Consider the following 23,464-nt stretch of genomic DNA (forward strand, 5'->3'; position numbering starts at 1 on the left):
CGGTGGATGCGGACCGTCGATGCGAGCTTTCGCGCCCGCGCCTGGAATAATCTCGGGTGATGAAGGCGCACGAGACGGTGATGGCCTGGGTGACCGAGGAGCTCAGGAGCGGCCGCCTGCGCATCGGCGATCATCTGCCGGGCGAACGTGCGCTCGCCGAGACGCTGCAGGTCTCCCGAGGCTCGCTCCGCGAAGCCCTGCGGGTGCTCGAGGCGCTCGGCACGATCCGGACCTCGACGGGGTCAGGCCCCCGATCCGGCACCGTCGTCACCGCCGCTCCCGAACAGGCCCTCACGCTCGCGCTCAACCTGCAACTCGCCACAAGCCACGTGCAGCACTCCGATGTGTACGAGGTCCGTCTGCTGCTCGAGACCTGGGCCGCCGCGCACGCCGACCACGACGGCGCGGAGTGGGGCGATGCCGAGCGGGTGCTCACCCTCATGGACGAGCCGGGCCTGCCGGTCCCCGAGTTCCTGCAGCTCGATGCAGAGTTCCACATCGCGCTCTCGCGCTCGGCCGGCAACCCGCTCATCAGCACCCTCATGGACGCGCTCCGCACCGCCATCGCCGACCACACACTCGCCCGCGCCCGCTCGCTCCCCGACTGGGAACGGACCGCGATACGGCTCCGAGCCGAGCACCGCGCCATCTTCGAGAGCTTCCGCGACGGCGACGCAGCGCGCGCGACGGAGCAGCTCCGCGCCCACATCCGGGGGTACTACGAGGAGACGGCTTCCGCGCCCGAGGCCTGAGCGCGCGCCGGAGCACCGCCGTCTGCGGTCTCGGCTTCCGCCACGCGGGGAGTTGACGGATTCGGGAATCGCGACGTACACTCCTTGTGGTCTGACCACATGGTTTGACCACAACCCTTGGACTTCGTCCTCACCCGCATCACCTCGGCCGTTCATCGACGAACACTTCTCACAGGAGAGAACCGTGACCACACCCGCACCCCCGAACACCGCGCAGCCCACCGAAAAACTCAACTATCGCGTCCTCCTCGGCAGCCTGAGCGGCAGCGTCATCGAGTGGTTCGACTTCCTCGTCTACGGCACCGTCGCCGCCCTTGTCTTCAACAAGCTCTACTTCCCGAGCGACAGCGAGTTCGTCTCCACCATGCTCGCGTTCGTCTCGTTCTCGCTGACGTTCTTCTTCCGCCCACTCGGCGGCGTCATCTTCTCGCACATCGGCGACCGCATCGGCCGCAAGAAAACGCTCTTCATCACGCTCACCCTCATGGGCGGCGGCACCGTCGCGATCGGCCTCCTCCCCGACTACGCGGCGATCGGCGTCGCCGCTCCGATCCTGCTCATCTGCTTCCGCATCCTCCAGGGCCTCGGCATCGGCGGCGAGTGGGGCGGGGCTCTGCTGCTGGCCTACGAGTACGCGCCGAAGCACCGCCGCGGCCTGTACGGCGCTGTGCCGCAGATGGGCATCAGCCTCGGCATGCTCCTCGCCGCCGGCGTGGTCGCACTGCTCACCCAGCTGCCTGACGGACAGTTCATGACCTGGGGCTGGCGTGTACCCTTCGTCGCCAGCATCGTGCTCGTCTTCATCGGCCTCTGGATCCGCAACGGCCTCGACGAGACCCCCGAGTTCCGGCGCGTGCGCGAGACCGGCGCCCGACTGAAGCTCCCCATCAAGGAGGTCGTGACGAAGCACTGGGGCGCCGTCCTCGTCTCGATCGGCGCGAAGGCCGCCGAAACCGGCCCCTTCTACATCTTCGGCACCTATGTCGTGGCCTACGCGACCGGCATTCTCGGCGCACGCGACAACGTGGTGCTCCTGGCGGTCGCCGCCGCGGCACTCGTCGCCACCATCTGGATGCCGATCTTCGGCAGCATCTCCGACCGGGTTTCCCGCGCCCTGCTCTACCGGTGGTCGGCAATCACGACCATCGTGCTCGTGGTGCCCTACTACCTGATCCTCAACACCGGCGAGACGTGGGCGCTCTTCGTCGCGACCACCATCGGTTTCGGATTCCTCTGGGGCAGCGTGAACGCGATTCTCGGAACGCTCATCGCGGAGAACTTCGCGCCGGAGGTCCGCTACACGGGAGCATCGCTCGGCTACCAGCTGGGCGCCGCCGTCTTCGGCGGAACCGCTCCGCTCATCGGCGCATGGCTCCTCGAGATCAGCGGCGGGCAGTGGTGGCCGATCGCGGTGTACGTTGGCGTGTGCGCGGGCATATCGATCATCGCGTCGTGCTTCATCACGCGCGTCGCCCACGTGGAGTCCGATAGCGCTCCCCAGACCGTGGAAGCCCCCGTGGTCTGATTCCGCACGTGCAGACCCGATCCCCCGCACCGACCATTCGCACCCGACGACCGCTCCGACCACCGCTCCCGAAAGGACCAGCATCATGCAGCGCCAGCTCCCGAAGCCCGCAGAACTCCTCGAGCTCATGCAGTTCAAGAAGCCGCAGCTCGACGGGAAGAAGCGCCGGCTCGACGCCGCGCTGACCATCGCGGATCTGCGGAAGATCGCCAAGCGCCGCACCCCCGCCGCCGCGTTCGACTACACCGACGGCGCAGCCGAGGGCGAGATCTCGATGCGTCGCGCACGCCAGGCGTTCGAGGATGTCGAGTTCCACCCGGACGTGCTGAAGCCGGCGGACCAGGTCGACACCTCAACCGAGATCCTCGGCGGCCGCTCGGCGATGCCGTTCGGCATTGCTCCGACGGGCTTCACCAGGCTCATGCAGACGGAGGGCGAGGTCGCAGGCGCGAGCGCGGCGGGAGCGGCTGGCATCCCGTTCACGCTGTCGACGCTCGGCACGACCTCCATCGAGGACGTCCGGGCGGCGAACCCCGAGGGGCGGAACTGGTTCCAGCTCTACATCATGCGGGATCGCGACATCTCCTACGGTCTCGTCGAGCGGGCGGCGCAGGCCGGGTTCGACACCCTCATGTTCACCGTCGACACCCCGATCGCCGGGGCGCGGCTGCGCGACAAGCGCAACGGGTTCTCGATTCCCCCGCAGCTGTCGGTCGGCACGATCCTCAATGCGATCCCCCGCCCCTGGTGGTGGGTCGACTTCCTCACCACGCCGAAGCTCGAGTTCGCCTCGCTCTCCACCACGGGTGGCACCGTCGGCGAACTGCTGAACTCGGCGATGGACCCGACGATCTCGTACGAGGACCTCAAGATCATTCGCGAGATGTGGCCGGGCAAGCTCGTCGTGAAGGGGGTGCAGAATCTCCCTGATGCCGTGCGCCTCATCGACGACGGCGTCGACGGCATCGTGCTGTCGAATCACGGCGGCCGCCAGCTCGACCGCGCGCCCGTGCCGTTCCACCTCCTCCCCCAGGTGGTGCGCGAGGTCGGCCGCGACGCCACCGTGATGGTCGACACGGGCATCATGAACGGTGCCGACATCGTGGCGTCCGTCGCCCTCGGCGCGAAGTTCTCCCTCATCGGGCGGGCGTACCTCTACGGGCTCATGGCGGGCGGGCGGGCGGGCGTCGACCGCACCATCGAGATCCTCCGCACCGAGATCGAGCGCACCATGACGCTGCTCGGGGTCGCCTCGCTCGAGGAGCTCGAACCGCGGCACGTCACCCAGCTCCGTCGCCTCACCCCGGTCGCCGGGCACGACGCTCACGAGTTCGCCTGAGCGGCTAGGCAGGCCTCACTCAGCGTGCACGGCCCTCACTCGGCGGAGTTCCGCTTCGGCCGGTAGGTGCGCCCGAAGCTGCGCGGGTTCGCCTCGTCGATCGCGTCCAGCTCCCAGTCCACTCTCCGACCGCCCGACACGTCGAAGATGCGCGTGCCGTCTCCGAGGAAAACGGGGGCGACGAAGACCTGGAGTTCGTCGATGAGGTCGTGCTCGAGCGCCTGCCGCGCGATGTCGGCGCTGATGATCTGCACGTCCCGATCACCCGCGAGCGTCTGAGCGTGGGCGATCACCTCGGTGATCGGGGCGCACATCGCGACCACGCTCGGGTCGTCCGCGAGCTCCTCGGGGCGATGGGTGAGAATGATCTCCGTCCCGGTCCAGGCCCCGCCGTACGCTTCTGCGGTGGTCTCGTCGCGGATGTCGGCCTGCTCACGCGCGGCGTCGTACCCGGTACGCCCCGCGACGATCACGGCGACTCGCGACGCCAGCGACTCCGTGGTCCCCTCGGCGAGCGGTTCAGCCACCGCCATCCACGACATGTCGTGCCCGGGCCCCGCGATGAACCCGTCGAGTGAACTGGTGAATCCCCAGACCACCTTGCCCATGATTCCTCCTCCGGCCGTTCACCCATGAACCACACTCCCCCAGCATACGGATGGCTCGCTCACGTGGACCCGTTCCCCGACGGCGAACGCGAGACTCCCAGGGTGACTTCCCGGTCCGCGCACCGGTACGCTCAGTGTCAGTGCGGATCGCGACCGGGATGGCCGCGTCGACGACCGCTTCGACGATGGAGGTGCGACATGAGCAACGACTCGACCCAGACCCCTGACGGTGTGCCAGAGGAGGCCCGCGACGACCAGGCCGAGCGTCCGGGTACGACGGAGGACCAGAAGCGCGCCGAGCACGACAAGACGGTCCAGCACGACGACGAGCTCGCAGACGAGTGGGGCGAGGAGTCGTTCCCGAGCAGCGATCCGCCCGCCCACTACTGAGCCGGCGGGTCTGTGAATCGCTGAGGGGTCGTGTCAACAGGGTGGACACGACCCCTCAGCCGTTCCAGTGTGGAGTGATGACCGATCAGCTGACATTCCAGAATCCCGTCACGCGCTACCCCAGCATCTCCCCGCCGAAGCAGCACCAGCCTGAGCCTGGACTCGATCGAGATCTCGAACCCCAGACGGATCGCGGCCACGACTCCTACCGCGGAACGGGACGACTCGAGGGGCGGAAGGCGCTCATCACCGGTGCCGACTCCGGGATCGGCGCCGCCGTGGCGATCGCCTTCGCCCGCGAGGGCGCTGACGTCGCACTCTCGTACCTTCCCGACGAAGAACCCGATGCGCAGGAGATCAAGTCCGTCATCGAGGCCGCGGGCCGCCGCGCGTTCCTCTTCCCCGGAGATCTTTCCGACAGTGCGTTCTGCACGCAACTCGTGAAGCAGGCCGTCGAGGCGCTCGGCGGGCTCGACGCGCTCGTGAACAACGCGGGCAGGCAGATCGCCGTCGAACGCTTCGAGGATCTGACCGAGGAGCAGTGGGCGCACACCTTCGAGACGAACATCCACGCCATCTACCGGGTCAGCCACGCCGCGGTCCCGCACATGCCTCCGGGATCGACGATCGTGAACTCGACGTCGATCCAGGCCTACAACCCGTCACCGCACCTGCTGGACTACGCCTCGACCAAGGCGGCGATCAACAACTTCACCAAGGGTCTCGGGCAGTCGCTCGCGCAGAGCGGTATCCGGGTCAACGGGGTCGCGCCCGGGCCGATCTGGACTCCGCTCCAGGTGTCCGACGGGCAGCCGAAGGACGCCCTTCCCGAGTTCGGCAAGGACACACCGCTGGGCCGCGCCGGTCAGCCGACCGAACTGGCGCCGGCGTACGTGTTCCTCACTTCGCCCGAGTCGAGCTACGTCATCGGTGAGACCCTCAACGTGAACGGCGGAACGCCTTCGCCCTGATCGAGCACGCATGACGTGGGGCCGGGGCGCATCGTGCGTCCCGGCCCCAGGTGCGTGACCGCTCAGGGTCGAGGCAGCGTCAGGATCGGGATCAGGCGAAGCGATCCCACACGCGGTGCTGCCCGAGCAGGCCGACGAGGTCGTCGAGCCGTTCCGCCGGCGCACCTACGAGTACACCTGGAGCCGAACGGTCGATCCCGGCGGCCTCGGGAACCGGGGTCTCCTCGGTGAAGAGGACCGCCTTCGCGTGCCGGAAGATCTCGGCGGCGAGCAGCACGAGACGCGGATCCACCGCACCCCGCCCGACCGGGTCTCCCGCCTTCGCATCGCGGCCGTGGACCGCGTCGACGGCGGGGGCAGCCTCGGCGGTAGCGAACACGACGGCGTCGAACTCCACCGAACGCGCCGTCAGGTACGTGCGCTGGATCGGCGTGCCGTCACTCAGTGTCCCCGCCGTGGGGGCGATGATGAGCGGTACCATTCCCGCACCGTCGATGCGCTCGGCGAGATCGGCGACCATCGTCGCGTCGGTGCCCTGATCCACGGCGATCCCGATGATCCGGCCGTCGACGGGCCAGGTGCCGCCGATCTGGGAGAGCGCGGCGCTCGGTTCGGAGTCGCGCGGCGCCTGCTCCGGATCCGGAATCGAGAGCCCCAGCCCCGTCGCGACCGCGGCGCACAGGTCGGCGTCGATGTTCGCGAGGCGCTGCACCTGCCGCTCCTGGATCGCCGGTTCGTAGCACTTGCCGAGTTCGAACGTGTACGCCTGGATGACGTGGTCCTGTTCGGTCGGGGTGAGGCTGCGGAAGAATTGCGTGACCTGCGAGTAGTGATCCTCGAAAGACGCCGGTGACTCCCGGAGCTTCACCGCCTCCTGCACCGCTTCAGGGAAGTCGATGAGCGCGGCCTCCCCGTCTCCGGCGTGGAAGGGGCACCCGCCGTCCAGCGAGTTCGGGCGGTAGGGCGCGACACCCGTGTGGACGGCTGACTGGTGGAAGCCGTCGCGCTGCATGTCGTTGACCGGCGCGTGCGGCCGGTTGATCGGGATCTGGGAGAAGTTCGGTCCGCCGAGTCGCGTGATCTGCGTGTCGATGTACGAGAACAGCCGCGCCTGGAGCAGCGGATCGTTCGTCACCTCGATGCCCGGCACGAGATGCCCGGGATGGAAGGCGACCTGCTCGGTCTCGGCGAAGTAGTTCTTCGGGTTCGCATTGAGCGTGAGCATGCCGATCGGTTTGACCGGAGCGAGCTCCTCGGGAACGAGCTTCGTCGGGTCGAGGAGGTCGATGCCTTCGAAGACCTCCTCCTCGGAATCGGGGAAGACCTGGACCCCGAGCTCCCACTGCGGGTAGGCGCCCGACTCGATCGCATCGGCGAGGTCGCGTCGGTGGAAGTCGGGGTCGGCGCCGTTGATGAGCTGCGCTTCCTCCCACAGTACCGAGTGCACGCCGAGCTTCGGCTTCCAGTGGAACTTCACGAGCGAGCTCTGCCCCTCGGCGTTCACGAGCCGGAACGTGTGCACCCCGAAACCCTCCATGGTGCGGTACGAGCGGGGGATCGCCCGATCCGACATCTGCCACATCACGTGTGCCTGCGCCTCGGTGTGGAGGGAGACGAAGTCCCAGAACGTGTCGTGCGCGCTCTGGGCCTGCGGGATCTCGCGGTCCGGGTGCGGTTTGGCGGCGTGCACGATGTCAGGGAACTTGATGCCGTCCTGGATGAAGAACACCGGAATGTTGTTGCCGACCAGGTCGAACGTGCCTTCGTCGGTATACATCTTCGTCGCGAATCCGCGGGTGTCTCGCACCGCGTCGGCCGAGCCGCGTGATCCGACGACCGTCGAGAACCGCGTGAACACCGGCACCGTGGTCTTCTCGGCGAGAAACTTCGCGCAGGTGAGGTTGCCCGCATTGCCGTACGACTCGAAGACGCCGTGTGCCGCGGCACCTCGGGCATGCACCACCCGCTCGGGGATCCGCTCGTGATCGAAGTGCGTGATCTTCTCGCGGAGATGGTGGTCCTGCAGCAGTGTCGGACCGCGAGGCCCGGCTTTCAACGAGTGGTCGGTGTCACGCAGTCGCGCACCCTGGGCCGTCGTGAGGTGGGCACCGCGCTGGGCGCGAACGTCCTGCTCCGCTCCGGTGCGCTCCCCGGTCGCCGACACGGTCTCGGGGCCCTGCTGATCGTCTTTCGGAGGCAGTGGCGACTGCGGCTCGGTGGGTTCGTCGACGGGCGGGGGCGTGGGGGCCGGGGCCCCGGGAATCTTCGGTGACACGGTGAGTACTCCTGACATCGGTGTGCTGAGTGCGCTCCTGCCACGCGCGACGCTCTCACCGTCCGCAGGCGCGAAGTGGAAGCCACGCTAACAACGCGGTGCAGTGTCTCGATAGACGGTTGCATTCGGCCGCCGGGAGTGCCATCGCGCGAGTCCTCCTCCGGAGAAAACGCTAGTGCAGCGTCACCCTCTCCCCGTCAGTGCGGCGCAGGACGAGCCGGAATCCCGAGATGTCCCCTGCCTCGACTTCAGTCACGCCCTCGGCGAGGCCGAGTGCTTCGAGCGACTCGACCAGGTCGCGCTGCCTGGTCCGGTCTCCCTCGACCCAGGTGAACGATTCCAGCTCGATCACGGGAAGGTCGCCCTGACCAGGATGAGACGTGCTCCCCCAGTCGATGACGAACGGGATCTCACGGCCCGGACCGCGCACGCCCGCGAGACGCCACTCGAGGAGGTCGCCGGACGGGGTGCGCCGCGACAGGTCTGCGACCTCGCCCAGGTCGACACCGCGCTCGCGCGCCGCGGCGACGGTTGCCTCGATGTCTTCGGGGTGGACGGCGTACGTCTGTACTCGCGGTTCGTCGAGCGCGTCGATGCCGAACATCGTCGGCAAGCTCGGATCGGTGCGTGCGGGGTCCGGTCCGATGAGTTCGAGGTACTGCGGCCCCCGCTCCCCACCGATGGTGAGCGCGACGAGCGCGTTCGCGGTGCCCGTCGGGTGCGCCCCACCGGGGGCTGCGTCCACGCCCGTTCGTTCGGCGAACCACGCGACGAGTGCGTCCAGATCGGGGCCTGCGATGACGACGTGATCGAGTTGCTGCGGAATTCTCATGGTCCGCACGCTACCCCATCAGTCCGACGCCAGTCGGGTCTCACGCGCGCGTGAGGATCCTGTCGGCGCTTGCCTCGGGGGTGAGATCGAGGCGACGCAGCAGCTGCGCGTTGAGGGCGACGACGACCGTGGAGGCCGACATGAGGATCGCGCCGATACTCATGGGCAGCACGAACCCGATGGGGGCGAGAATGCCCGCCGCCAAGGGCACGGACAGCAGGTTGTAGCCGGCCGCCCACCACAGGTTCTGCTGCATCTTGCGGAACGCCGCCCGCGAGAGCTCGATGACAGACAGCACCGACCGCGGGTCTGAGCTCGCCAGAATCACTCCGGCGGATCCGATCGCCACGTCGGTGCCGGCGCCGATGGCGATGCCGACATCGGCCTGCGCCAGCGCCGGAGCATCGTTGACACCGTCGCCGACCATGGCGACCCGATGACCCTCCTCCTGGAGTTCCTTGACCTTGGCGGCCTTGTCCTCGGGTCGAACGCCGGCGAAGACCCGGTCGATGCCGAGTTCCCCGGCGACCGTGTCGGCGACGGCACGCGCGTCGCCGGTGATCATCACGACCTGCACCCCGCCAATGTGCAGGGCATCGACGGCGTCGCGGGATTCCGGCCGGATCTCGTCGGCCAGTCGCAGAGCGCCGATCACGTCGCCGTCGGCGAGCACGTGGAGAATGATCGCGCCCTCGGCTCGCCACTGGTCTGTCGCCGGGAGCTCGCGGGCGGATCGCTGGTCGAGCAAGTACGGTCCGCCGACCTCGATCACCCGGGTATCGACCGTCGCTCTGACCCCCACCGCGGGGGATGAGGAGAAGTCGGTGGCTGTCGGGACGTCGAGGTCGCGATCTCGCGCCGCGCCGATGATGGCGCGGGCCAGCGGATGCTCGCTGTCGGCCTCTGCTGCCGCCGCCAATGCCAGGATCTGCTGCTCGTCGTACGAGCCCGTGGGTTCGATCGCGGTGACGGTCGGCTCGCCTCTGGTGAGGGTGCCGGTCTTGTCGAACAGCACGGCGTCGACGGTGCGCATCGATTCGAGCGCAAGGCGGTCCGTGATGAGCACACCTCCGCGGGCGGCGCGCTCGGTGGCGATGGAGACGACCAGCGGGATCGCGAGGCCCAGGGCGTGGGGGCAGGCGATGACCAGCACCGTGATGGTCCGCACGACCGCGTCATCGGGAAGTCCCACCGATGTCCACACGACGGCGGTGATCAGAGCCGCACCGAGGGCGAACCAGAACAGCCACGCGGCAGCGGTGTCGGCGACGCGCTGGGCGCGGGACGAGGACGCCTGGGCATCGGCGACGAGTTTCTGGATTCCGGCCAGTGCGGTGTCCTCACCGATCGCGGTGACCTCGACTCTGATCCCGGAGTCGGTGGCGATGGTGCCTGCGACTACCTGCGCGCCGACCTCGCGGCGGACGGTCTTCGATTCTCCGGTGACCATCGACTCGTCCATCGAAGCCGCTCCGTCGATGATCCTGCCATCCGCCGGCACGGAACCACCGGGCCGGACGACCACGACATCGCCGACGACGAGACCGGCGGGATCCACCTTCACGATCTCGCCGCCCTCGACTTTCTCGGCCTCGTCGGGGAGCAGCGCGGCCAGAGAGTCCAGGGCGGACGTGGTCTGGGCGAGGGATCGCATCTCGATCCAGTGGCCCAGCAGCATGATGACCACCAGCAGAGCGAGCTCCCACCAGAAGTTCAACTCGTGATCCAGCAGGTGCAGGGTCGCACCCCAGGACGCGAGGAATGCGACAGTGATCGCGAGTCCGATCAGCAGCATCATGCCGGGTTTCCTGGCGCGGATCTCGCTCAGCCCGCCGAGGAGGAATGGCCGGCCACCCCAGAAATAGATGACGGTTCCCAGGATCGGCGATACCCACCAGACCCACTCCGCATCGGGCAGGTGATAGCCGACCAGGTGAGCGAACATGTCGTTGAACCCGACCACTGGGACGGCCAGGACGAGCATGATCCAGAACAGCCGCCGGAACTGCCCGACGTGATCACCGTGCCCGCCGCCGTGCTGGTCATGGTGGTCATGGTGGTCGTGACCTTCGCCATGCGAGGCGACGGACTCGCTCCGAGTGTTCATAGTTCGGACGCTACTCCACCTGCTCGGAAAGCTCCATCCACCGTTCTTCGAGCGACGCGACCTCATCCTCGAGCGCCGTGATCTTCACCATCTCGGCATTCAACAGCTGAAAGTCGGTCTGGTCGAGATCGGCGAGGCCGTCGCGCGACCGCACGATATCCGCCTGCAGCTTCTCCATCTTCCGCTCGATGGCGGAGAGCTCCTTCTGCGCCGCGCGGAGCTCAGCACCCGACAGCGCGGGATTCGTGGCCGGGGACGAGGCGGATCCCCCACTGCCCTTCGGCGCGGTCCCACCCTGATCCTGCGCCGCGCGCAGCTTCAGGTACTCATCCACTCCGCCTGGCAGGTGCCGCAGATGACGATCCAGGATCGCGTACTGCTGATCGGTGACGCGCTCGAGGAAGTACCGGTCGTGCGACACCACGATGAGGGTGCCCGGCCACGAGTCGAGCAGATCTTCCATCGCGGCGAGCATGTCGGTGTCGAGGTCGTTCGTCGGCTCGTCGAGGATCAGCACGTTCGGCTGATCGAGCAGGATCAGGAGCAGCTGGAGGCGCCGCTTCTGACCCCCCGAGAGATCCTTCACCGGGGTCGACAGCTGCGCGCTCGAGAACCCCATGCGTTCGAGCAACTGCGACGGCGTGAGCTCCTGCGCCTTGGATCCGGCGCCGACCGTGAAACTGGTGCGGAGTCGCCCGATGACGACGCGAACCGGTTCGTTCAGGTGTTCTTCGAGCTCGTCGAGCCGCTGCGTAAGGGTCGCCACCTTGACCGTCTTGCCGCGCTTCACTCGCCCGCTCGTGGGCTCGACGGTGCCTGCGATCAGTCCGAGTAGCGTCGACTTCCCCGCCCCGTTGACGCCGAGGATGCCGGTGCGCTCACCGGGAGCGAGGAGCCATTCGACGTCCTCGAGAATCGTCCGGTCCCCATAGGCGACACCGGCGTCGAGCAGATTCACGACCTCCTTGCCGAGTCGCTGCACGGCCATCGACTGCAGCGAGACCTTGTCGCGCACCTCGGGCACGTCGGCGATGAGTTCGTTGGCGGCATCAATTCGGAACTTCGGTTTCGACGTGCGAGCCGGGGCTCCGCGACGCAACCACGCGAGCTCCTTGCGCGCGAGGTTCTGCCGCTTCTGCTCGATCGACGCGGCCTGACGGTCGCGCTCGACGCGCTGCAGAATGTACGCCGCGTACCCGCCTTCGAACGGTTCGACGATCCGATCGTGGACCTCCCACGTGGCGTTGCACACCTCGTCGAGGAACCAGCGGTCGTGCGTCACGACGAGCAGGGCGCCCTGGTTCGCGGCCCAGCGCCGCTTCAGGTGCTCTGCGAGCCACGAGATCGCCTCGACGTCCAGGTGGTTGGTCGGCTCGTCGAGCGCGAGAATGTCCCAGTCCCCCACGAGCAGGCGGGCGAGCGCGACGCGTCGCCGCTGGCCACCGGAGAGCGCGTCGACCGGAGCATCCCACGGCAGGTCGGCGATGAGCCCCTCGATGACGTCCCTTGCACGCGGATCACTCGCCCACTCGTGCTCGGCGGCATCGCCGACGACCGCGCTCCCGACCGTCTCATCGGTCACGAAGACGTCGGCCTGGTCGAGCACGCCGATCGTCGTGCCGCCGCGGACGGTCACACGACCACCGTCTGGATCACGCCGCCCGGCGAGCATCATCAGCAGACTCGACTTGCCATCGCCATTGCGTCCGACAATGCCGATCCGATCGCCTTCTGCGACACCGATCGTCACGGAGTCGAACACGACTTTCGTCGGAACCTCGAGGTGGAGGGCCTCGGCCCCCAGAAGATGCGCCATAAGACTCCCAGCCTATCGGCTGGACTTCGCCGCTGGCCGGGAGCACTCGATAGGCTCGAGGGACGCCCGCACGATCGATTCGAGGAGTCGACTCCCACCATGACACGACCGCCCGGCCTCCGCGTCCTGCGCACGCTCGCGCTCGTGAGCGGCGTCACCGCCGCGATCGCTCTCACCGGGTGCAGCTCGATGGTCCCCGAAGAGGAGACGCCCGTGGCGGTCTCCGTGCCCGACACGGCGATCGGTGAGCGCACCCAGTGGGTTGTCGACATCCTGAACGCCGACGACGACACGACCGAGGACGAGTGGGAAGCAGCGCTGCACCCGAACTTCCTGGAAGAGGTGCCCGCCTCGGAGTTCGTCGCGATCGTGAACGACAACGTGCGCCCCGCGAAACCGTTCACGGTCACCGACTACGAAGCCGGCGAGACTCAGTCGGTCACCCGCCTCGAGAGCTCCGACACCGACCCGTTCGACATGCAGATCAGCATCGACGGTCAGGGGCAGATCACCGGTCTCTACTTCCTCGCTCCAGAAGAGTAAGCGGGGCCTCAGGCTTCGATGACGCGCGCCCCCGGCACCGGGCCGGTGGCAGTGAGCGAGCGCACGCCCGCGCGGGTGAGCACCCGCTGGAGCTCGGCCGCCGACTGCGTGTCCTGAGCGAGGAAGGCGACGGTCGGCCCGGATCCTGAGACGATGCCCGCGAGCGCGCCGCGCTGCTCGCCCAGCTCCATGACCTCGAGCAGATTCGGGGCGAGCTTCACGGCTGCGGCCTGCAGATCGTTGTGCATCGCGTTCGCCAGCGACTTCGGGTCGCCCATGCGCACCGCCTGCAGCACCGCAGTGTCGACCTTCACCGGCTCCGGCGGGGGCGCGAGTTCGGCGGGGTGCTCGTCGCGGTGCCGATCGAGCGCCGAGTAGACGGTGGGAGTGCTGAGGCCGGCATCGGGGAGCGCGAGCACCCAGTGGAACGTGCCCTTCGCGAGGGCGTGACTGAGCTCGTCGCCTCGACCGGTACCGACGGCGGTACCACCTTCAAGCGCGAACGGCACGTCGGCGCCGAGCTGCGCGGCCAGGGGCAGCAGCCCGGTGCGCCCGAGTCCCGTCCCCCACAGTTCATCGCACGCGAGCAGCGTGGCGGCGGCGTCGGCCGAGCCACCTCCCATACCCCCGGCGATCGGCACGTGCTTGACGATCGAGAGCGCGACGCCACCGGTGTGACCGGTCTGCTCCTGGAGCAGCGCGGCCGCGCGGATGGCGAGATTGGAGTCGTCGGTGGGCAGCGCGCTGGTATCGATGGGGCCGGAGAAGCGCACGCTGAATCCCTCGGCGGGAACGGCGGTGACCTCCTCGTAGAGGGACACCGCCTGGTAGAGGGAGGCGACGCTGTGATAGCCGTCGTGCTGCAGCGCTCCGACCCGGAAGAAGACGTTGACCTTGCCCGGTGCGCGTACCGTGACCGATCGGCGTGACTGCGTCGACTCCATACCTCTCACGCTACCGCAGTCGCCTGTGGTCGGTGGCGGGAGGCGCGTCTGTGACGGCGGACGACGGGCTCGATCCGTCGGCTGCGGGAGCCGCCGCGGACCCTTCCACGGGAGCTGCGGCGAGCGCAGCGCGGGCGATGGCGAGGTAGTCGTCGATGGCCAGCTGTTCGGCTCGTGCGGTGGGGTCGACGCCTGCGGCTTCGCAGAGTGCGATCACGCGTTGCGCGGGGCCGAGCACGGTCTGCAGCGCCTGCCGCAGCATTTTGCGGCGCTGAGCGAAGGCCGCGTTCACGAGCGCGAAGGTCTCACCGCGTTCGGCGTGACTGCCGAGTGCGGTGCTGCGCCGCGCGAAGGAGACGAGCACCGAGTCGACGCCTGGCACCGGCCAGAAGATCCGTCGGCTGACGTTGCCGGCGATCCGCCAGTCCCCGTACCAGGCGGCTTTGGCGCTGGGGGAACCGTACTCCTTGGAGCCCGGCCCGGCGGCGATGCGGTAGCCGACCTCGGCCTGCACCATGACGAGGCCGCTGCGGAGGGTCGGGATGAGTTCGAGCAGGTGCATGAGGATCGGCACCGAGACGTTGTACGGGAGGTTCGCGACGAGCACTTCGGGCCGCTCGGGGGCGGCGTCCAGGTGCTCCGCGGTGAGCTCGAGAGCGTCGGAGTGGACGACGCGGAGCGCGCCGGTGTCGGGGCCGGCCTCCGCCAGCTCGGGCTGCATGGCGAGGGCGGTGCGTGGCAGTTCGGCGGCGAGGCGCGCGTCGATCTCGACGGCGGTCACGTGGGCGCCGGCCTCGGTGAGACCGAGCGTGAGCGACCCGAGGCCGGGGCCGATCTCGATGACGCGGTCGCCGCGCTCGACACCCGCAGCCCGCACGATCTTGCGCACCGTGTTCGGGTCGATGACGAAGTTCTGTCCGAGCTTCTTCGTCGGCGTCACGTCGAGTCGCGCGGCGAGCTCCCGCACCTCGGCCGGTCCGAGCAGACTCACCCCTCCGGCTCCATGCCGAGCAGCCAGGGCCCGTATACGTGCTCGGTGTTCCGCGCGAGGCGCGTGCAGACCTCGTCGAGCGGCTGGTCGAGCACCTCGGCGATGCGCCGCACCGTGTGGGGCATGAGGTACGGGGCGTTCGGCCGCCCACGGAACGGTTCCGGTGTCAGGAAGGGTGCGTCGGTCTCCACCAGCACCCGGTCGGGCGACGTGATGGCGAGCGCCTCGCGCAGAGCCGGCGCGTTCTTGAACGTCACGGTGCCGGCGAAGGACAAGTACCAGCCGCGGTCCGCGCAGATTCTCGCGAGCCCCACATCACCGGAGAAGCAGTGGAAGACGGTGCGCTCAGGGGCGCCGACGCGGAGGAGCGTGGAGACGACGTCGTCGTGGGCGTCGCGGTCGTGGATCTGCAGCGCGAGACCGTGCGCCTTCGCGATCTCGATGTGCGCCTCGAAGGATTCCATCTGGTCTTCGCGACCGTCCTCACCGGTGCGGAAGTAGTCGAGCCCGGTCTCCCCGATGGCGCGCACGCGCGGTTCGGCAGCGAGGCGTGCGATCTCCGAGAGATGCTCGCTCAGGAGCCCCTGCGCACCGAGACGCGGTGCTTCGTTGGGGTGCAGCGCGACCGCGGCGAGGACGCGGGAATCGGCGGCGGCCAGCTGCGCACCCCACCGGCTGGTCTCGAGGTCGGTACCGACCTGGACGACTCCGTGCACGCCGACGGCGGAGGCGCGGTCGAGGGACTCAGCCGGGTCGAGCACGTCGACGCCGTCCTCGAACTCCAGGTGGGTGTGGTTGTCGTACAGGGGCACCGGAAGCGGTTCGGGCAGCGGCGGGCGACTCGGATCGCCGCGCTCGCCATCGCGCGAGCGCTTCCGGAGGCCTCCCGCGGGAGCGTCGGGCGTCACGAGCCTGCGCCCTCGCTGTCGATCCGCGGGAAGAGCACCGCGAGCTTCTGCTGCTCCGTGCCGGCCGCGAGCCGGCCCCAGGTGCCTGCCTCGCGCAGCGGCTGCTGGTCGAGTGCGCCGAGCGTCTCCTCGGCGCCGAGCGCCGTCCAGAGCTTCGCGGTTGCTTCCGGGATGACGGGAGAAAGCAGTTCGGCGAGCACGCGAAGTCCCTCGGTGACGGTGTAGAGCACCGTGCCGAGGCGGTCGCGCTGCTCCGGATCCTTCGCGAGGACCCACGGCTGCTGTTCGGTGATGTAGCCGTTGAGCGCGTCGACGAGCTCCCAGATGGAGGCGATGGCCTCGTGAATGGCGAGCGCCTCGATCCGCTCGTCCGCCCGCTCCGCGACCGTCGCGGCGAGATCGCGGATCGCCGCCTCAGCCTCGGTGTCGGCGATCGTTGACTCCTCCGGCACCCGGCCGTCGAAGTACTTGGCGTTCATCGCGAGGAGGCGGCTGGCGAGATTGCCGAAGCCGTTCGCGAGCTCCGCCTGGTACCGGGCGGCGAGATCCTCCCAGCTGAAGGACCCGTCCTGGCCGAAGGAGACCGCGCGCATGAAGTAGTAGCGGAACGCGTCGGACCCGAAGGTGTCGGTGATCTCGTTCGGCGCGATGCCGGTGAGCTTCGACTTCGACATCTTCTCACCGCCGACGAGCAGCCAACCGTGCGCGAACACCTGGTGGGGAACCTCGACCCCCGCTGCCATGAGCATCGCGGGCCAGATCACGGCGTGGAAGCGAAGGATGTCCTTGCCGACGATGTGCGTGGCAGGCCAGCGGCGATCGAACTGCTCGGGATCGTTGCCGTACCCGATCGCAGTCGCATAGTTGAGCAGCGCGTCGAACCACACGTAGGTGACGTGCGAGTCGTCCCACGGGATTGGAATACCCCAGTCGAACGAGGTGCGCGAGATCGACAGATCGTCGAGTCCCTGCTGCACGAACGCGATGACCTCGTTGCGCGCACTCGCGGGCTGGATGAAGTCGGGCCGCTCCTCGTAGAGCTTCAGCAGGCGCTCCGCGAACGCGCTCATCTTGAAGAAGTAGTTCTTCTCCTGCAGCAGCTCGAGCGGCTTCGAGTGGATGGCGCAGACTTTCTGCCCCTCGAACGCACCCTCGCCGTCGACGATCTCGCTCTTGGGCTTGAACTCCTCGCAACCCACGCAGTACAGCGCTTCGAACTCGCCCGCGTAGATGTGCCCCGCATCATAGAGATCCTGCAAGAAATCGGCGACGCCGCGCTCGTGCCGCTCATCGGTCGTGCGGATGAAGTCGTCGTTGGAGATGTCGATGAGGTCGAGCAGCGGCTTCCACTCGGACTCGACGAGTCGGTCGGCCCACTCCTTCGGGTGGGCGCCGTTCGCCGTCGCGGTGCGGAGGATCTTCTGGCCGTGCTCGTCGGTCCCCGTCAGAAACCAGGTATCGTCGCCCGACTGCCGGTGCCACCGCGCCAGGACATCTGCGGCGACCTCCGTGTACGCGTGCCCGATGTGCGGGGCATCGTTGACGTAGAAGATCGGGGTCGTGATGAAGAACGAGGAGCGCTGGGGCATGGGTTCCATTCTATCGCCAGCCGAGCCGTCGCTCAGCATCGGGCTCACTCCCCTGCGACGACGATCTCGGGCTCGTGCCTGACCGGGAAGTTGACGGAGTTCGCGATGAAGCAGTGCTCGCGGGCTTCGACGTGCGCCTGGCGCGCGGCGTCGACCATGCCGGGCTCAGCGACGGTGACCCTGGGTCGCAGCACGACCTCGGCGAACGCGCCTCCGAGCCCTGCGACGCGCAGCGTCCCCACCGCATCGTCCGAGTACGCCGTCACGACGACGCCCCCCCTGACCGCCATGTGGAGATAGGAGAGCATGTGGCACTCGGCGAGCGCCGCGACGAGCAGCTCCTCGGGGTTCCAGCGGTCTCGGTCACCGTGGAAGACACGGGCCGCCGATCCTTCGAGCTCGGTCTTCTGCGGAGCGCGGATCACCAACTGCCGCCCGTAGTCCCGGTACCCGCTCGTTCCAGTTCCGCGATTCCCGCGCCACTCGACGCTGACCTCGAACTCGTGTGTGTCGCGCATGCGCCCACGCTACCCGGTCCTTCGTCGACGCGCGCGACCGCAGTAGAATCGAGCCTATGAGTGCAGAGAACCCCATCACCCAGGAACGTCGCGTCGTCACCGAGATCCCGGGGCCCAGGTCCCGTGAGCTCCACGCGCGACGCACCGCCGTGGTTCCCCCAGGTGTGCACTCCGTACTGCCCGTCTACATCGATCGCGCTCACGACTCAGTGCTCGTCGACGTCGACGGCAACCAGATCGTCGACGTCTGCGGCGGCATCGGCGTCACCACGATCGGGCACACCGACGACGCGGTCGTCGCGGCCGCAGCAGAACAGTTGCACAAGGTCACGCACACGCTCTTCACCATGACCCCCTACGAGCCCTATGTGCGCGTCGCCGAGTACCTCGCCCAGCACGTGCCTGGCTCGACGCCGGAGAACCCCTACAAGACGCTCCTCATGAACTCCGGTGCTGAGGCGGTCGAGAACGGTGTCAAGATCGCCCGCAAGTACACGGGTCGACCCGGCGTCGCGGTGCTCGACCACGCTTACCACGGCCGCACCATGCTGACCTCGAGCATGAACTACAAGGCAGCACCGTACGCACTCGGGTACGGCCCCCGTGCCGGGGACATCACGAAGGCGCCGAACTCGTACCCGCTGCGCGATGGCCTCTCCGGCCCCGAGGCCGCGAAGCGCACCATCGCCTACCTCGAGAAGGTTGCGGGCGCCGAGGATCTCGCGTGCCTCGTCGTCGAGCCCGTGCAGGGCGAGGGCGGCTTCATCGTTCCCGCCGACGGCTTCCTGCCCGCTCTCGCCGAGTGGTGCCGGGAGAACGGCATCGTCTTCATCGCGGATGAGGTGCAGGCCGGTATGGCCCGCACCGGATCCGTGTTCTCCATCGAGCAGTTCGGCGTTGAGCCCGACATCGTGCTCTCAGCCAAGGGCATCGCGGGCGGTCTGCCCCTCGCCGGGATCACCGGCCGCGCCGAGATCATGGATGCGTCTCAGCCCGGCGGGCTCGGCGGCACGTTCGGCGGCAACCCCGTCTCCTGCGCCGCGGCGGTCGCCGTGTTCGAGCAGATCGAGCACCAGGACCTGCTCGCGGAGGCGCAGCGCATCGAGCGCGCCTTCAAGCCGGCGTTGGAGGGCCTCCGAACCAAGTACGATCGCATCGTCGACGTGCGCGGCAAGGGCGCGATGCTCGCGATCGAGTTCGCCGACCCCGAGACCCTCGAGCACGACGCGGACCTCGTCTCCAGGGTCATCGCCCGTGCCGCCCAGGAGGGCGTCCTGCTGCTGAGCGCCGGCGCCTTCGGCAACGTGATCCGGTTCCTCCCGTCGCTCAAGATGAGCGACGAACTGATCGCCGACGTCGTCGGCGTCATCGACGCGGCGATCGCCGCAGAACTCTAGACACGAAGCGTGCTGGGCGCCTGTAGAGCGCCCAGCCCGCTTGAGGATCGCGCGAGGAGTCGCAACCCGCCGCTGTCACCGTGGCATAGCGGCGTGTTGCGACTCCTCGCGTCTACAGCCCGACGATCTCCCCATCGACGAGATCGATGCGCTCGGCGCGAGGGTGCTTCGAGAGCCCCGGCATCGTCGAGATCGCCCCGCTTAGCGCATACACGTAGCCCGCGCCCGCCGCGAGCCGGACCTCGCGCACCGGCAGGCGCCACGATGCACCGGGATCGATCGAGCGATCATGCGGGATCGAGAGATGCGTCTTCGCGATGACCACAGGCAGGTCGCCGTAGCCGAGCTCGGTGTACCGGTCGAGCGCTTTCCGAGCGGCGGGCGTGAAGTCGATCCCGTCCGCTCCGTAGACGTTGCGGGCCACGCGCTCCATCTTCTCGGTGAGCGGCTGCTCGGCATCGTAATCTCGATGCACGACCCCGGGCGTCTCGTTGCCGTCGATCGCGGCGACCACCGCGCGAGCGAGTGATTCGGCCCCCAACCCTCCATCCACGACGTGCGTGGAGATCTCGCAAGCAATTCCCGCCTCGGCCGCGTACTCCGCGATGGCACGGTGCTCGGACGCGTGATCCTCGGGGAACGCGTTGACCGCGACCACTACCGGGATTCCCCACTGTCTGAGGGTGCGCAGGTGGTGTCCGAGGTTCGCGCACCCCTCGCGCACATCATCTGCGTTCTCGGCGAGCAAGTCGTCTGGCAACGGCTTCCCCGGCACGATGCGGTACTTGCCGGTGTGCGCCTTCAGCGCGCGCACCGTCGCTACAACCACCGCGGCAGCGGGCGCATACCCCGACTGGCGCGACTTCACGTTGACCATGCGCTCGGCGCCAAGATCCGCACCGAATCCCGACTCCGTGACGACGACGTCTCCGAGCCGAGACGCCGCGACGTCGGCCACGACCGAGGAGTTGCCCGTCGCGATGTTCCCGAAGGGGCCCGCGTGGATGAGCACCGGATTCCGCTCGCTCGTCTGCATCAGATTCGGCATCAGAGCATCGCGCATGAGCACGGCCATCGCTCCGCCGGCCTGCAGGTGCTCCGCGGTGATCGGTTCCCCGGCACGATTGGCTCCGACCACGATGCGACCGAGGCGCGCTCGGAGGTCGTCGTAACCGGAAGCGAGCGCCAAGATCGCCATGACCTCGGAAGCAGCGGTGATGTCGAAGGAGGTCTGCCTGGGGATGCCGTCGAGGCGCCCGCCCAGCCCCACCACGATGTCGCGCAGCACTCGGTCGTTGACGTCGAGCACGCGCGGCCAGAGGATGGACTGCGGGTCGATGTCGAGCTTGTTGCCGTGGTGCAGGTGATTGTCGATCATGGCGGCGAGGAGGTTGTGCGCCGCGGCGACGGCGTGGAAGTCTCCGGTGAGGTGGAGGTTCTGAATCTCCGTCGGCAGCACCTGGCTCTTCCCGGCTCCGGCAGCCCCGCCCTTGATCCCGAACGTGGGGCCGAGGCTCGGTTGGCGGAGGGTGAGCACCGGCCTCCTGCCGATCGCGGCGAGACCCTGCGTCAAGCCGATAGCGGTGGTCGTCTTCCCCTCCCCCAGCGGTGTCGGATTGATTGCCGTCACCATCACGAGCGGAGCATCGCCTGGCTCGGATTCCAGAGGAACCTTGGCGACGAACCTGCCGTAGGGCAGGAGCTCCGACGTGTCGATACCGGCGTCTTCGGCGATCTCGAAAATTGGCTGTGCCGTCATATCGTCAGCGTATCTGCGCCGCGACTTCCGAGGGAAGAGTGAACGCCGAATTACTCCGCGCGGGTCGCGTGCGACCGATCGCCGACAGCGCTCACGGGCTCGGGAATCTCGAATCCCCCGCTCTCCTGAGCCGCGATCTCGTCGAGGTCTTCACCATCGAGCACCGCGCCGGTATCGCGCACATCGCCGACGGCGTGCACGTCGATGACGATCACCGTGATGTTGTCGCGCCCCGCGTTGTCCTTCGCGTGCTGCACGAGCGCCTTCGCGGCCTCCTCCGCGGAGGGAAGGGTGGCCAGGAAGTGCTGGATCCCGACGTCGGTGAGCTCCTTCGTCAGCCCGTCAGAGCAGATCAGGATCCGCTGCCCGGGGATGAGCGCGAGGGCGGTGTAATCGGGAATCGGTTCCTCGTTGAAACCGACAGCTCGCGTGATCACGTTCGAGTGCGGGTGCACCTCGGCCTCGGCCTCCGTGATGGCTCCCGTGTCAATGAGGTGCTGCACGACCGAGTGGTCCACCGTGATCTGGCTGAGCGCGCCCTTGAAGTACTGGTAGACGCGGGAGTCTCCGATGTTGAACACGTTCCAAGTCGGATCGCCGTCGCACGACGACCCGCCGAACGCGACACCGGTCACCGTCGTCCCTGCCCCGAGCTCGGTTTCACCCGCATCCAGCTCGATGTCGTCGACGGCGTCGCCGAGCGCGTCCACGATCTCCTCGCGGCTTGCGTCGCGGTCACCGCCGAGTTCGGCGAGACGACGGACAACCGCCGCAGAGGCGATCTCACCTGCGGAGTGCCCGCCCATCCCGTCAGCGACCGCGAAAATGGGCGGCATCGCCACGTAACTGTCCTGGTTCACCTCACGACGCACACCGACGTCAGTGATAGCGTGCCAAGAGAGCTCAAGCTCGATATCGGAGCCCTGCGAATAGCGCACTCGACGCCGCACGGCGTTTCCTCCGCGCGCGGTCATCTGACTCCTCTGTTCTGCACTCGTGTATCCTACCTTGCCCACTCAGGGGCCGCCGACATCGGCCCCGCCACCGGCCGCACTCGTCCCAGCGGCGGCCGACTTCGTCGTGGGAGCCCCGAGATCGGTCACGAGCGTCAGCTCACCACCCGCACCATTTTCGGCTGCCTGCGTGACCGCCAGGTCGAGCTGCTGGGTGTGCGCCCACTCCACCAGTCCATCCGCCGAGCCGATGTCCGCGCGCGACTCGGCGAGCCGGCGCACCAGGTCGCCCTTCGCCGCTTTGTTGAAGTGGTTGAGCGCCCGCGTCGTCCCGTCGGCCGCGCGCTGCACGACCTGCAGCCGGAACGCGAAGGGACCCTCGATGGGCGCGAGCGCCTGATAGTCGCCCGATCGGAGGTCGAGCACGAACCCGTGCTCGGCCCAGTCGATTTCGGCGTGGGTGCGCTGCCAGACCCGCTTCAGCGGAGCCCCGAGCTCCGGAAGTCGCGAACCACCGGAGAGCCGGTAGGCCGGGATCGGATCGCCCGCGCGGACGACGCCGAAGAGTGCCGACTGCACCGCAACGTGGGCGTCGATCCAGGAGCGGGCGGGTTCCGGGAGGTCCTCGATCCCGAGCGCGTCGTACAGCACACCGGTGTAGCGCTCGATCGCCGGCATCGCCCCAGAACGCGACAGGCGCAGATTGTGCTGCAGCTCCGCACGGTTCTTCGTACCGAGCTTCAGCGTCTTCGCGGCCGCCTCGGGGTCGCGGCTGAGCTCCTCGAGCGCCGAGCGGACCTGCCGACGAGCCTCCCCGAGTGCACGGTGATGCCAGAGCTCGCTCGCTCGGAAGGCGCGGTCGCCCCCCGGACGCTTGGTCTCGGACGGCGGGAGCAGAATCAGCATGGTGTCTCCTCGTGAAACGCGCGAACCGGTCGCCCCTCCCTCAGGAAGCGCGACCGGTTCGTGGCGATGGTGCGGGACTACGAGACGAGCTCGGCGTTGCCCGCGACGATCGTGACGGTGTTGTGGTCGACGGAGAAGAAGCCGCCTTCCGCATCGACCTTGACCTTTTCTCCACCGGTGGTCGTCACTCGCACCTCGCCCGAGGCGAGCAGCGAGAGCATGGGCTCGTGACCGGCAAGAATGCCGATCTCGCCCTCGACCGTCTTGGCGACCACCTGGGTCGCGTCACCGGTCCAGACCTCGCGGTCTGCGGAGACGACGTGGACCGAGAGAGCAGCCAT

The 23,464-nt window shown here is 68.2% G+C and carries 21 protein-coding genes; 7 read left to right on the plus strand and 14 right to left on the minus strand.

All coding sequences use genetic code 11. The annotated features are described in order from the left end of the window. Positions 1–59: 59 nt before the first annotated feature. From K8P10_RS11935 to K8P10_RS11945, 3 genes are all read left to right on the plus strand, one after another. Positions 60–752 carry a FadR/GntR family transcriptional regulator gene (locus tag K8P10_RS11935; RefSeq protein WP_224779128.1) on the plus strand — a complete coding sequence of 231 codons (693 nt, stop codon included), beginning with the start codon at positions 60–62 and terminating at the stop codon, positions 750–752. 184 nt (positions 753–936) lie between these two features. Further along, on the plus strand, positions 937–2,277 hold the full coding sequence (locus K8P10_RS11940) for an MFS transporter (protein ID WP_224779129.1): 1,341 nt from the start codon (positions 937–939) through the stop codon (positions 2,275–2,277). An 85-nt stretch (positions 2,278–2,362) separates the two neighbouring features. Beyond that, positions 2,363–3,616 (plus strand): alpha-hydroxy acid oxidase, encoded by a 1,254-nt coding sequence (locus K8P10_RS11945; protein ID WP_305069230.1) that lies wholly within the window; start codon positions 2,363–2,365, stop codon positions 3,614–3,616. A 35-nt stretch (positions 3,617–3,651) separates the two neighbouring features. Here K8P10_RS11945 and K8P10_RS11950 read toward each other — a convergent pair whose 3' ends face one another. Next, on the minus strand, positions 3,652–4,224 hold the full coding sequence (locus K8P10_RS11950; RefSeq protein ID WP_224779130.1) for a dihydrofolate reductase family protein: 573 nt from the start codon (positions 4,222–4,224) through the stop codon (positions 3,652–3,654). A 198-nt stretch (positions 4,225–4,422) separates the two neighbouring features. On the opposite strand from K8P10_RS11950, the gene K8P10_RS11955 reads away from it, so the two are divergent. After that, positions 4,423–4,614 (plus strand): hypothetical protein, encoded by a 192-nt coding sequence (locus K8P10_RS11955; protein ID WP_224779131.1) that lies wholly within the window; start codon positions 4,423–4,425, stop codon positions 4,612–4,614. A gap of 77 nt (positions 4,615–4,691) precedes the next feature. Then, entirely contained in the window at positions 4,692–5,585 is an 894-nt protein-coding gene (locus K8P10_RS11960; protein WP_224779132.1) for an SDR family oxidoreductase, read from the plus strand. A gap of 91 nt (positions 5,586–5,676) precedes the next feature. Here the strand turns inward: K8P10_RS11960 and K8P10_RS11965 are convergent, their stop codons facing one another. The 4 genes from K8P10_RS11965 to K8P10_RS11980 form a co-directional block, all read right to left on the minus strand. After that, positions 5,677–7,860: a catalase gene (locus tag K8P10_RS11965; protein WP_370631866.1), complete on the minus strand. Its 2,184-nt coding sequence runs from the start codon at positions 7,858–7,860 to the stop codon at positions 5,677–5,679. A gap of 172 nt (positions 7,861–8,032) precedes the next feature. Next, positions 8,033–8,692, minus strand: a complete 660-nt coding sequence (locus K8P10_RS11970) for a VOC family protein (RefSeq protein ID WP_224779134.1) — start codon at positions 8,690–8,692, stop codon at positions 8,033–8,035. A 40-nt stretch (positions 8,693–8,732) separates the two neighbouring features. Continuing rightward, complete coding sequence (locus K8P10_RS11975; RefSeq protein WP_370631867.1) at positions 8,733–10,799, minus strand: heavy metal translocating P-type ATPase; 2,067 nt, start codon at positions 10,797–10,799, stop codon at positions 8,733–8,735. Positions 10,800–10,809: 10 nt separating this feature from the next. Then, a complete protein-coding gene (locus K8P10_RS11980; protein ID WP_224779135.1) occupies positions 10,810–12,615 on the minus strand; it encodes an ABC-F family ATP-binding cassette domain-containing protein in 1,806 nt (601 codons plus the stop codon). A gap of 99 nt (positions 12,616–12,714) precedes the next feature. On the opposite strand from K8P10_RS11980, the gene K8P10_RS11985 reads away from it, so the two are divergent. After that, positions 12,715–13,158 carry a Cpe/LpqF family protein gene (locus K8P10_RS11985; RefSeq protein WP_224779136.1) on the plus strand — a complete coding sequence of 148 codons (444 nt, stop codon included), beginning with the start codon at positions 12,715–12,717 and terminating at the stop codon, positions 13,156–13,158. Positions 13,159–13,166: 8 nt separating this feature from the next. Here K8P10_RS11985 and K8P10_RS11990 read toward each other — a convergent pair whose 3' ends face one another. From K8P10_RS11990 to K8P10_RS12010, 5 genes are read right to left on the minus strand one after another with little or no spacing between them, the layout of a single operon-like run. Next, the gene (locus tag K8P10_RS11990) at positions 13,167–14,102 is read right to left on the minus strand and encodes a 4-(cytidine 5'-diphospho)-2-C-methyl-D-erythritol kinase (protein WP_224779137.1); all 936 of its coding nucleotides are present in this window, start codon (positions 14,100–14,102) and stop codon (positions 13,167–13,169) included. A gap of 10 nt (positions 14,103–14,112) precedes the next feature. Beyond that, positions 14,113–15,093 carry a 16S rRNA (adenine(1518)-N(6)/adenine(1519)-N(6))-dimethyltransferase RsmA gene (rsmA, locus tag K8P10_RS11995; RefSeq protein WP_224779138.1) on the minus strand — a complete coding sequence of 327 codons (981 nt, stop codon included), beginning with the start codon at positions 15,091–15,093 and terminating at the stop codon, positions 14,113–14,115. Next, complete coding sequence (locus K8P10_RS12000) at positions 15,090–16,001, minus strand: TatD family hydrolase (protein WP_224779139.1); 912 nt, start codon at positions 15,999–16,001, stop codon at positions 15,090–15,092. Before K8P10_RS12000 ends, rsmA begins: the two co-directional genes overlap by 4 nt. Continuing rightward, positions 15,998–17,590 (minus strand): methionine--tRNA ligase, encoded by a 1,593-nt coding sequence (metG, locus tag K8P10_RS12005; RefSeq protein WP_224779140.1) that lies wholly within the window; start codon positions 17,588–17,590, stop codon positions 15,998–16,000. Before metG ends, K8P10_RS12000 begins: the two co-directional genes overlap by 4 nt. A gap of 44 nt (positions 17,591–17,634) precedes the next feature. After that, positions 17,635–18,108, minus strand: coding sequence for an OsmC family protein (locus K8P10_RS12010; RefSeq protein ID WP_224779141.1), 474 nt, complete (start codon positions 18,106–18,108; stop codon positions 17,635–17,637). A gap of 56 nt (positions 18,109–18,164) precedes the next feature. Here K8P10_RS12010 and K8P10_RS12015 point away from each other — a divergent pair, with 56 nt between their 5' ends. After that, positions 18,165–19,505 (plus strand): aminotransferase class III-fold pyridoxal phosphate-dependent enzyme, encoded by a 1,341-nt coding sequence (locus K8P10_RS12015; RefSeq protein WP_224779142.1) that lies wholly within the window; start codon positions 18,165–18,167, stop codon positions 19,503–19,505. A 112-nt stretch (positions 19,506–19,617) separates the two neighbouring features. Here K8P10_RS12015 and K8P10_RS12020 read toward each other — a convergent pair whose 3' ends face one another. The 4 genes from K8P10_RS12020 to K8P10_RS12035 all read right to left on the minus strand — a co-directional run bounded on the left by K8P10_RS12020 (position 19,618) and on the right by K8P10_RS12035 (position 23,464). Continuing rightward, positions 19,618–21,264, minus strand: a complete 1,647-nt coding sequence (locus tag K8P10_RS12020; RefSeq protein ID WP_224779143.1) for a formate--tetrahydrofolate ligase — start codon at positions 21,262–21,264, stop codon at positions 19,618–19,620. 50 nt (positions 21,265–21,314) lie between these two features. After that, positions 21,315–22,238, minus strand: a complete 924-nt coding sequence (locus tag K8P10_RS12025; RefSeq protein WP_224779144.1) for a PP2C family serine/threonine-protein phosphatase — start codon at positions 22,236–22,238, stop codon at positions 21,315–21,317. A 42-nt stretch (positions 22,239–22,280) separates the two neighbouring features. Next, a complete protein-coding gene (locus tag K8P10_RS12030; protein WP_224779145.1) occupies positions 22,281–23,123 on the minus strand; it encodes a YaaA family protein in 843 nt (280 codons plus the stop codon). 77 nt (positions 23,124–23,200) lie between these two features. Further along, positions 23,201–23,464: a F0F1 ATP synthase subunit epsilon gene (locus K8P10_RS12035; protein ID WP_224779146.1), complete on the minus strand. Its 264-nt coding sequence runs from the start codon at positions 23,462–23,464 to the stop codon at positions 23,201–23,203.

Source organism: Leucobacter sp. Psy1 (assembly GCF_020096995.1).
In the GTDB taxonomy this organism is placed as follows: domain Bacteria; phylum Actinomycetota; class Actinomycetes; order Actinomycetales; family Microbacteriaceae; genus Leucobacter.

What these genes read in the sequence shown, in the direction of transcription:
- metG (WP_224779140.1), bottom strand. Translation starts at nt 17,590, where the DNA reads ATGCCCCAGCGCTCCTCGTTCTTCATCACGACCCCGATCTTCTACGTC.
- K8P10_RS11945 (WP_305069230.1), top strand. Translation starts at nt 2,363, where the DNA reads ATGCAGCGCCAGCTCCCGAAGCCCGCAGAACTCCTCGAGCTCATGCAG.
- K8P10_RS12025 (WP_224779144.1), bottom strand. Translation starts at nt 22,238, where the DNA reads ATGACCGCGCGCGGAGGAAACGCCGTGCGGCGTCGAGTGCGCTATTCG.
- K8P10_RS11970 (WP_224779134.1), bottom strand. Translation starts at nt 8,692, where the DNA reads ATGAGAATTCCGCAGCAACTCGATCACGTCGTCATCGCAGGCCCCGAT.
- K8P10_RS11980 (WP_224779135.1), bottom strand. Translation starts at nt 12,615, where the DNA reads ATGGCGCATCTTCTGGGGGCCGAGGCCCTCCACCTCGAGGTTCCGACG.
- K8P10_RS11955 (WP_224779131.1), top strand. Translation starts at nt 4,423, where the DNA reads ATGAGCAACGACTCGACCCAGACCCCTGACGGTGTGCCAGAGGAGGCC.
- K8P10_RS12010 (WP_224779141.1), bottom strand. Translation starts at nt 18,108, where the DNA reads ATGCGCGACACACACGAGTTCGAGGTCAGCGTCGAGTGGCGCGGGAAT.
- K8P10_RS12030 (WP_224779145.1), bottom strand. Translation starts at nt 23,123, where the DNA reads ATGCTGATTCTGCTCCCGCCGTCCGAGACCAAGCGTCCGGGGGGCGAC.
- K8P10_RS11960 (WP_224779132.1), top strand. Translation starts at nt 4,692, where the DNA reads ATGACCGATCAGCTGACATTCCAGAATCCCGTCACGCGCTACCCCAGC.
- K8P10_RS12035 (WP_224779146.1), bottom strand. Translation starts at nt 23,464, where the DNA reads ATGGCTGCTCTCTCGGTCCACGTCGTCTCCGCAGACCGCGAGGTCTGG.
- K8P10_RS11950 (WP_224779130.1), bottom strand. Translation starts at nt 4,224, where the DNA reads ATGGGCAAGGTGGTCTGGGGATTCACCAGTTCACTCGACGGGTTCATC.
- K8P10_RS11985 (WP_224779136.1), top strand. Translation starts at nt 12,715, where the DNA reads ATGACACGACCGCCCGGCCTCCGCGTCCTGCGCACGCTCGCGCTCGTG.
- K8P10_RS12015 (WP_224779142.1), top strand. Translation starts at nt 18,165, where the DNA reads ATGAGTGCAGAGAACCCCATCACCCAGGAACGTCGCGTCGTCACCGAG.
- K8P10_RS11935 (WP_224779128.1), top strand. Translation starts at nt 60, where the DNA reads ATGAAGGCGCACGAGACGGTGATGGCCTGGGTGACCGAGGAGCTCAGG.
- K8P10_RS12020 (WP_224779143.1), bottom strand. Translation starts at nt 21,264, where the DNA reads ATGACGGCACAGCCAATTTTCGAGATCGCCGAAGACGCCGGTATCGAC.
- K8P10_RS11990 (WP_224779137.1), bottom strand. Translation starts at nt 14,102, where the DNA reads ATGGAGTCGACGCAGTCACGCCGATCGGTCACGGTACGCGCACCGGGC.
- K8P10_RS11975 (WP_370631867.1), bottom strand. Translation starts at nt 10,799, where the DNA reads ATGAACACTCGGAGCGAGTCCGTCGCCTCGCATGGCGAAGGTCACGAC.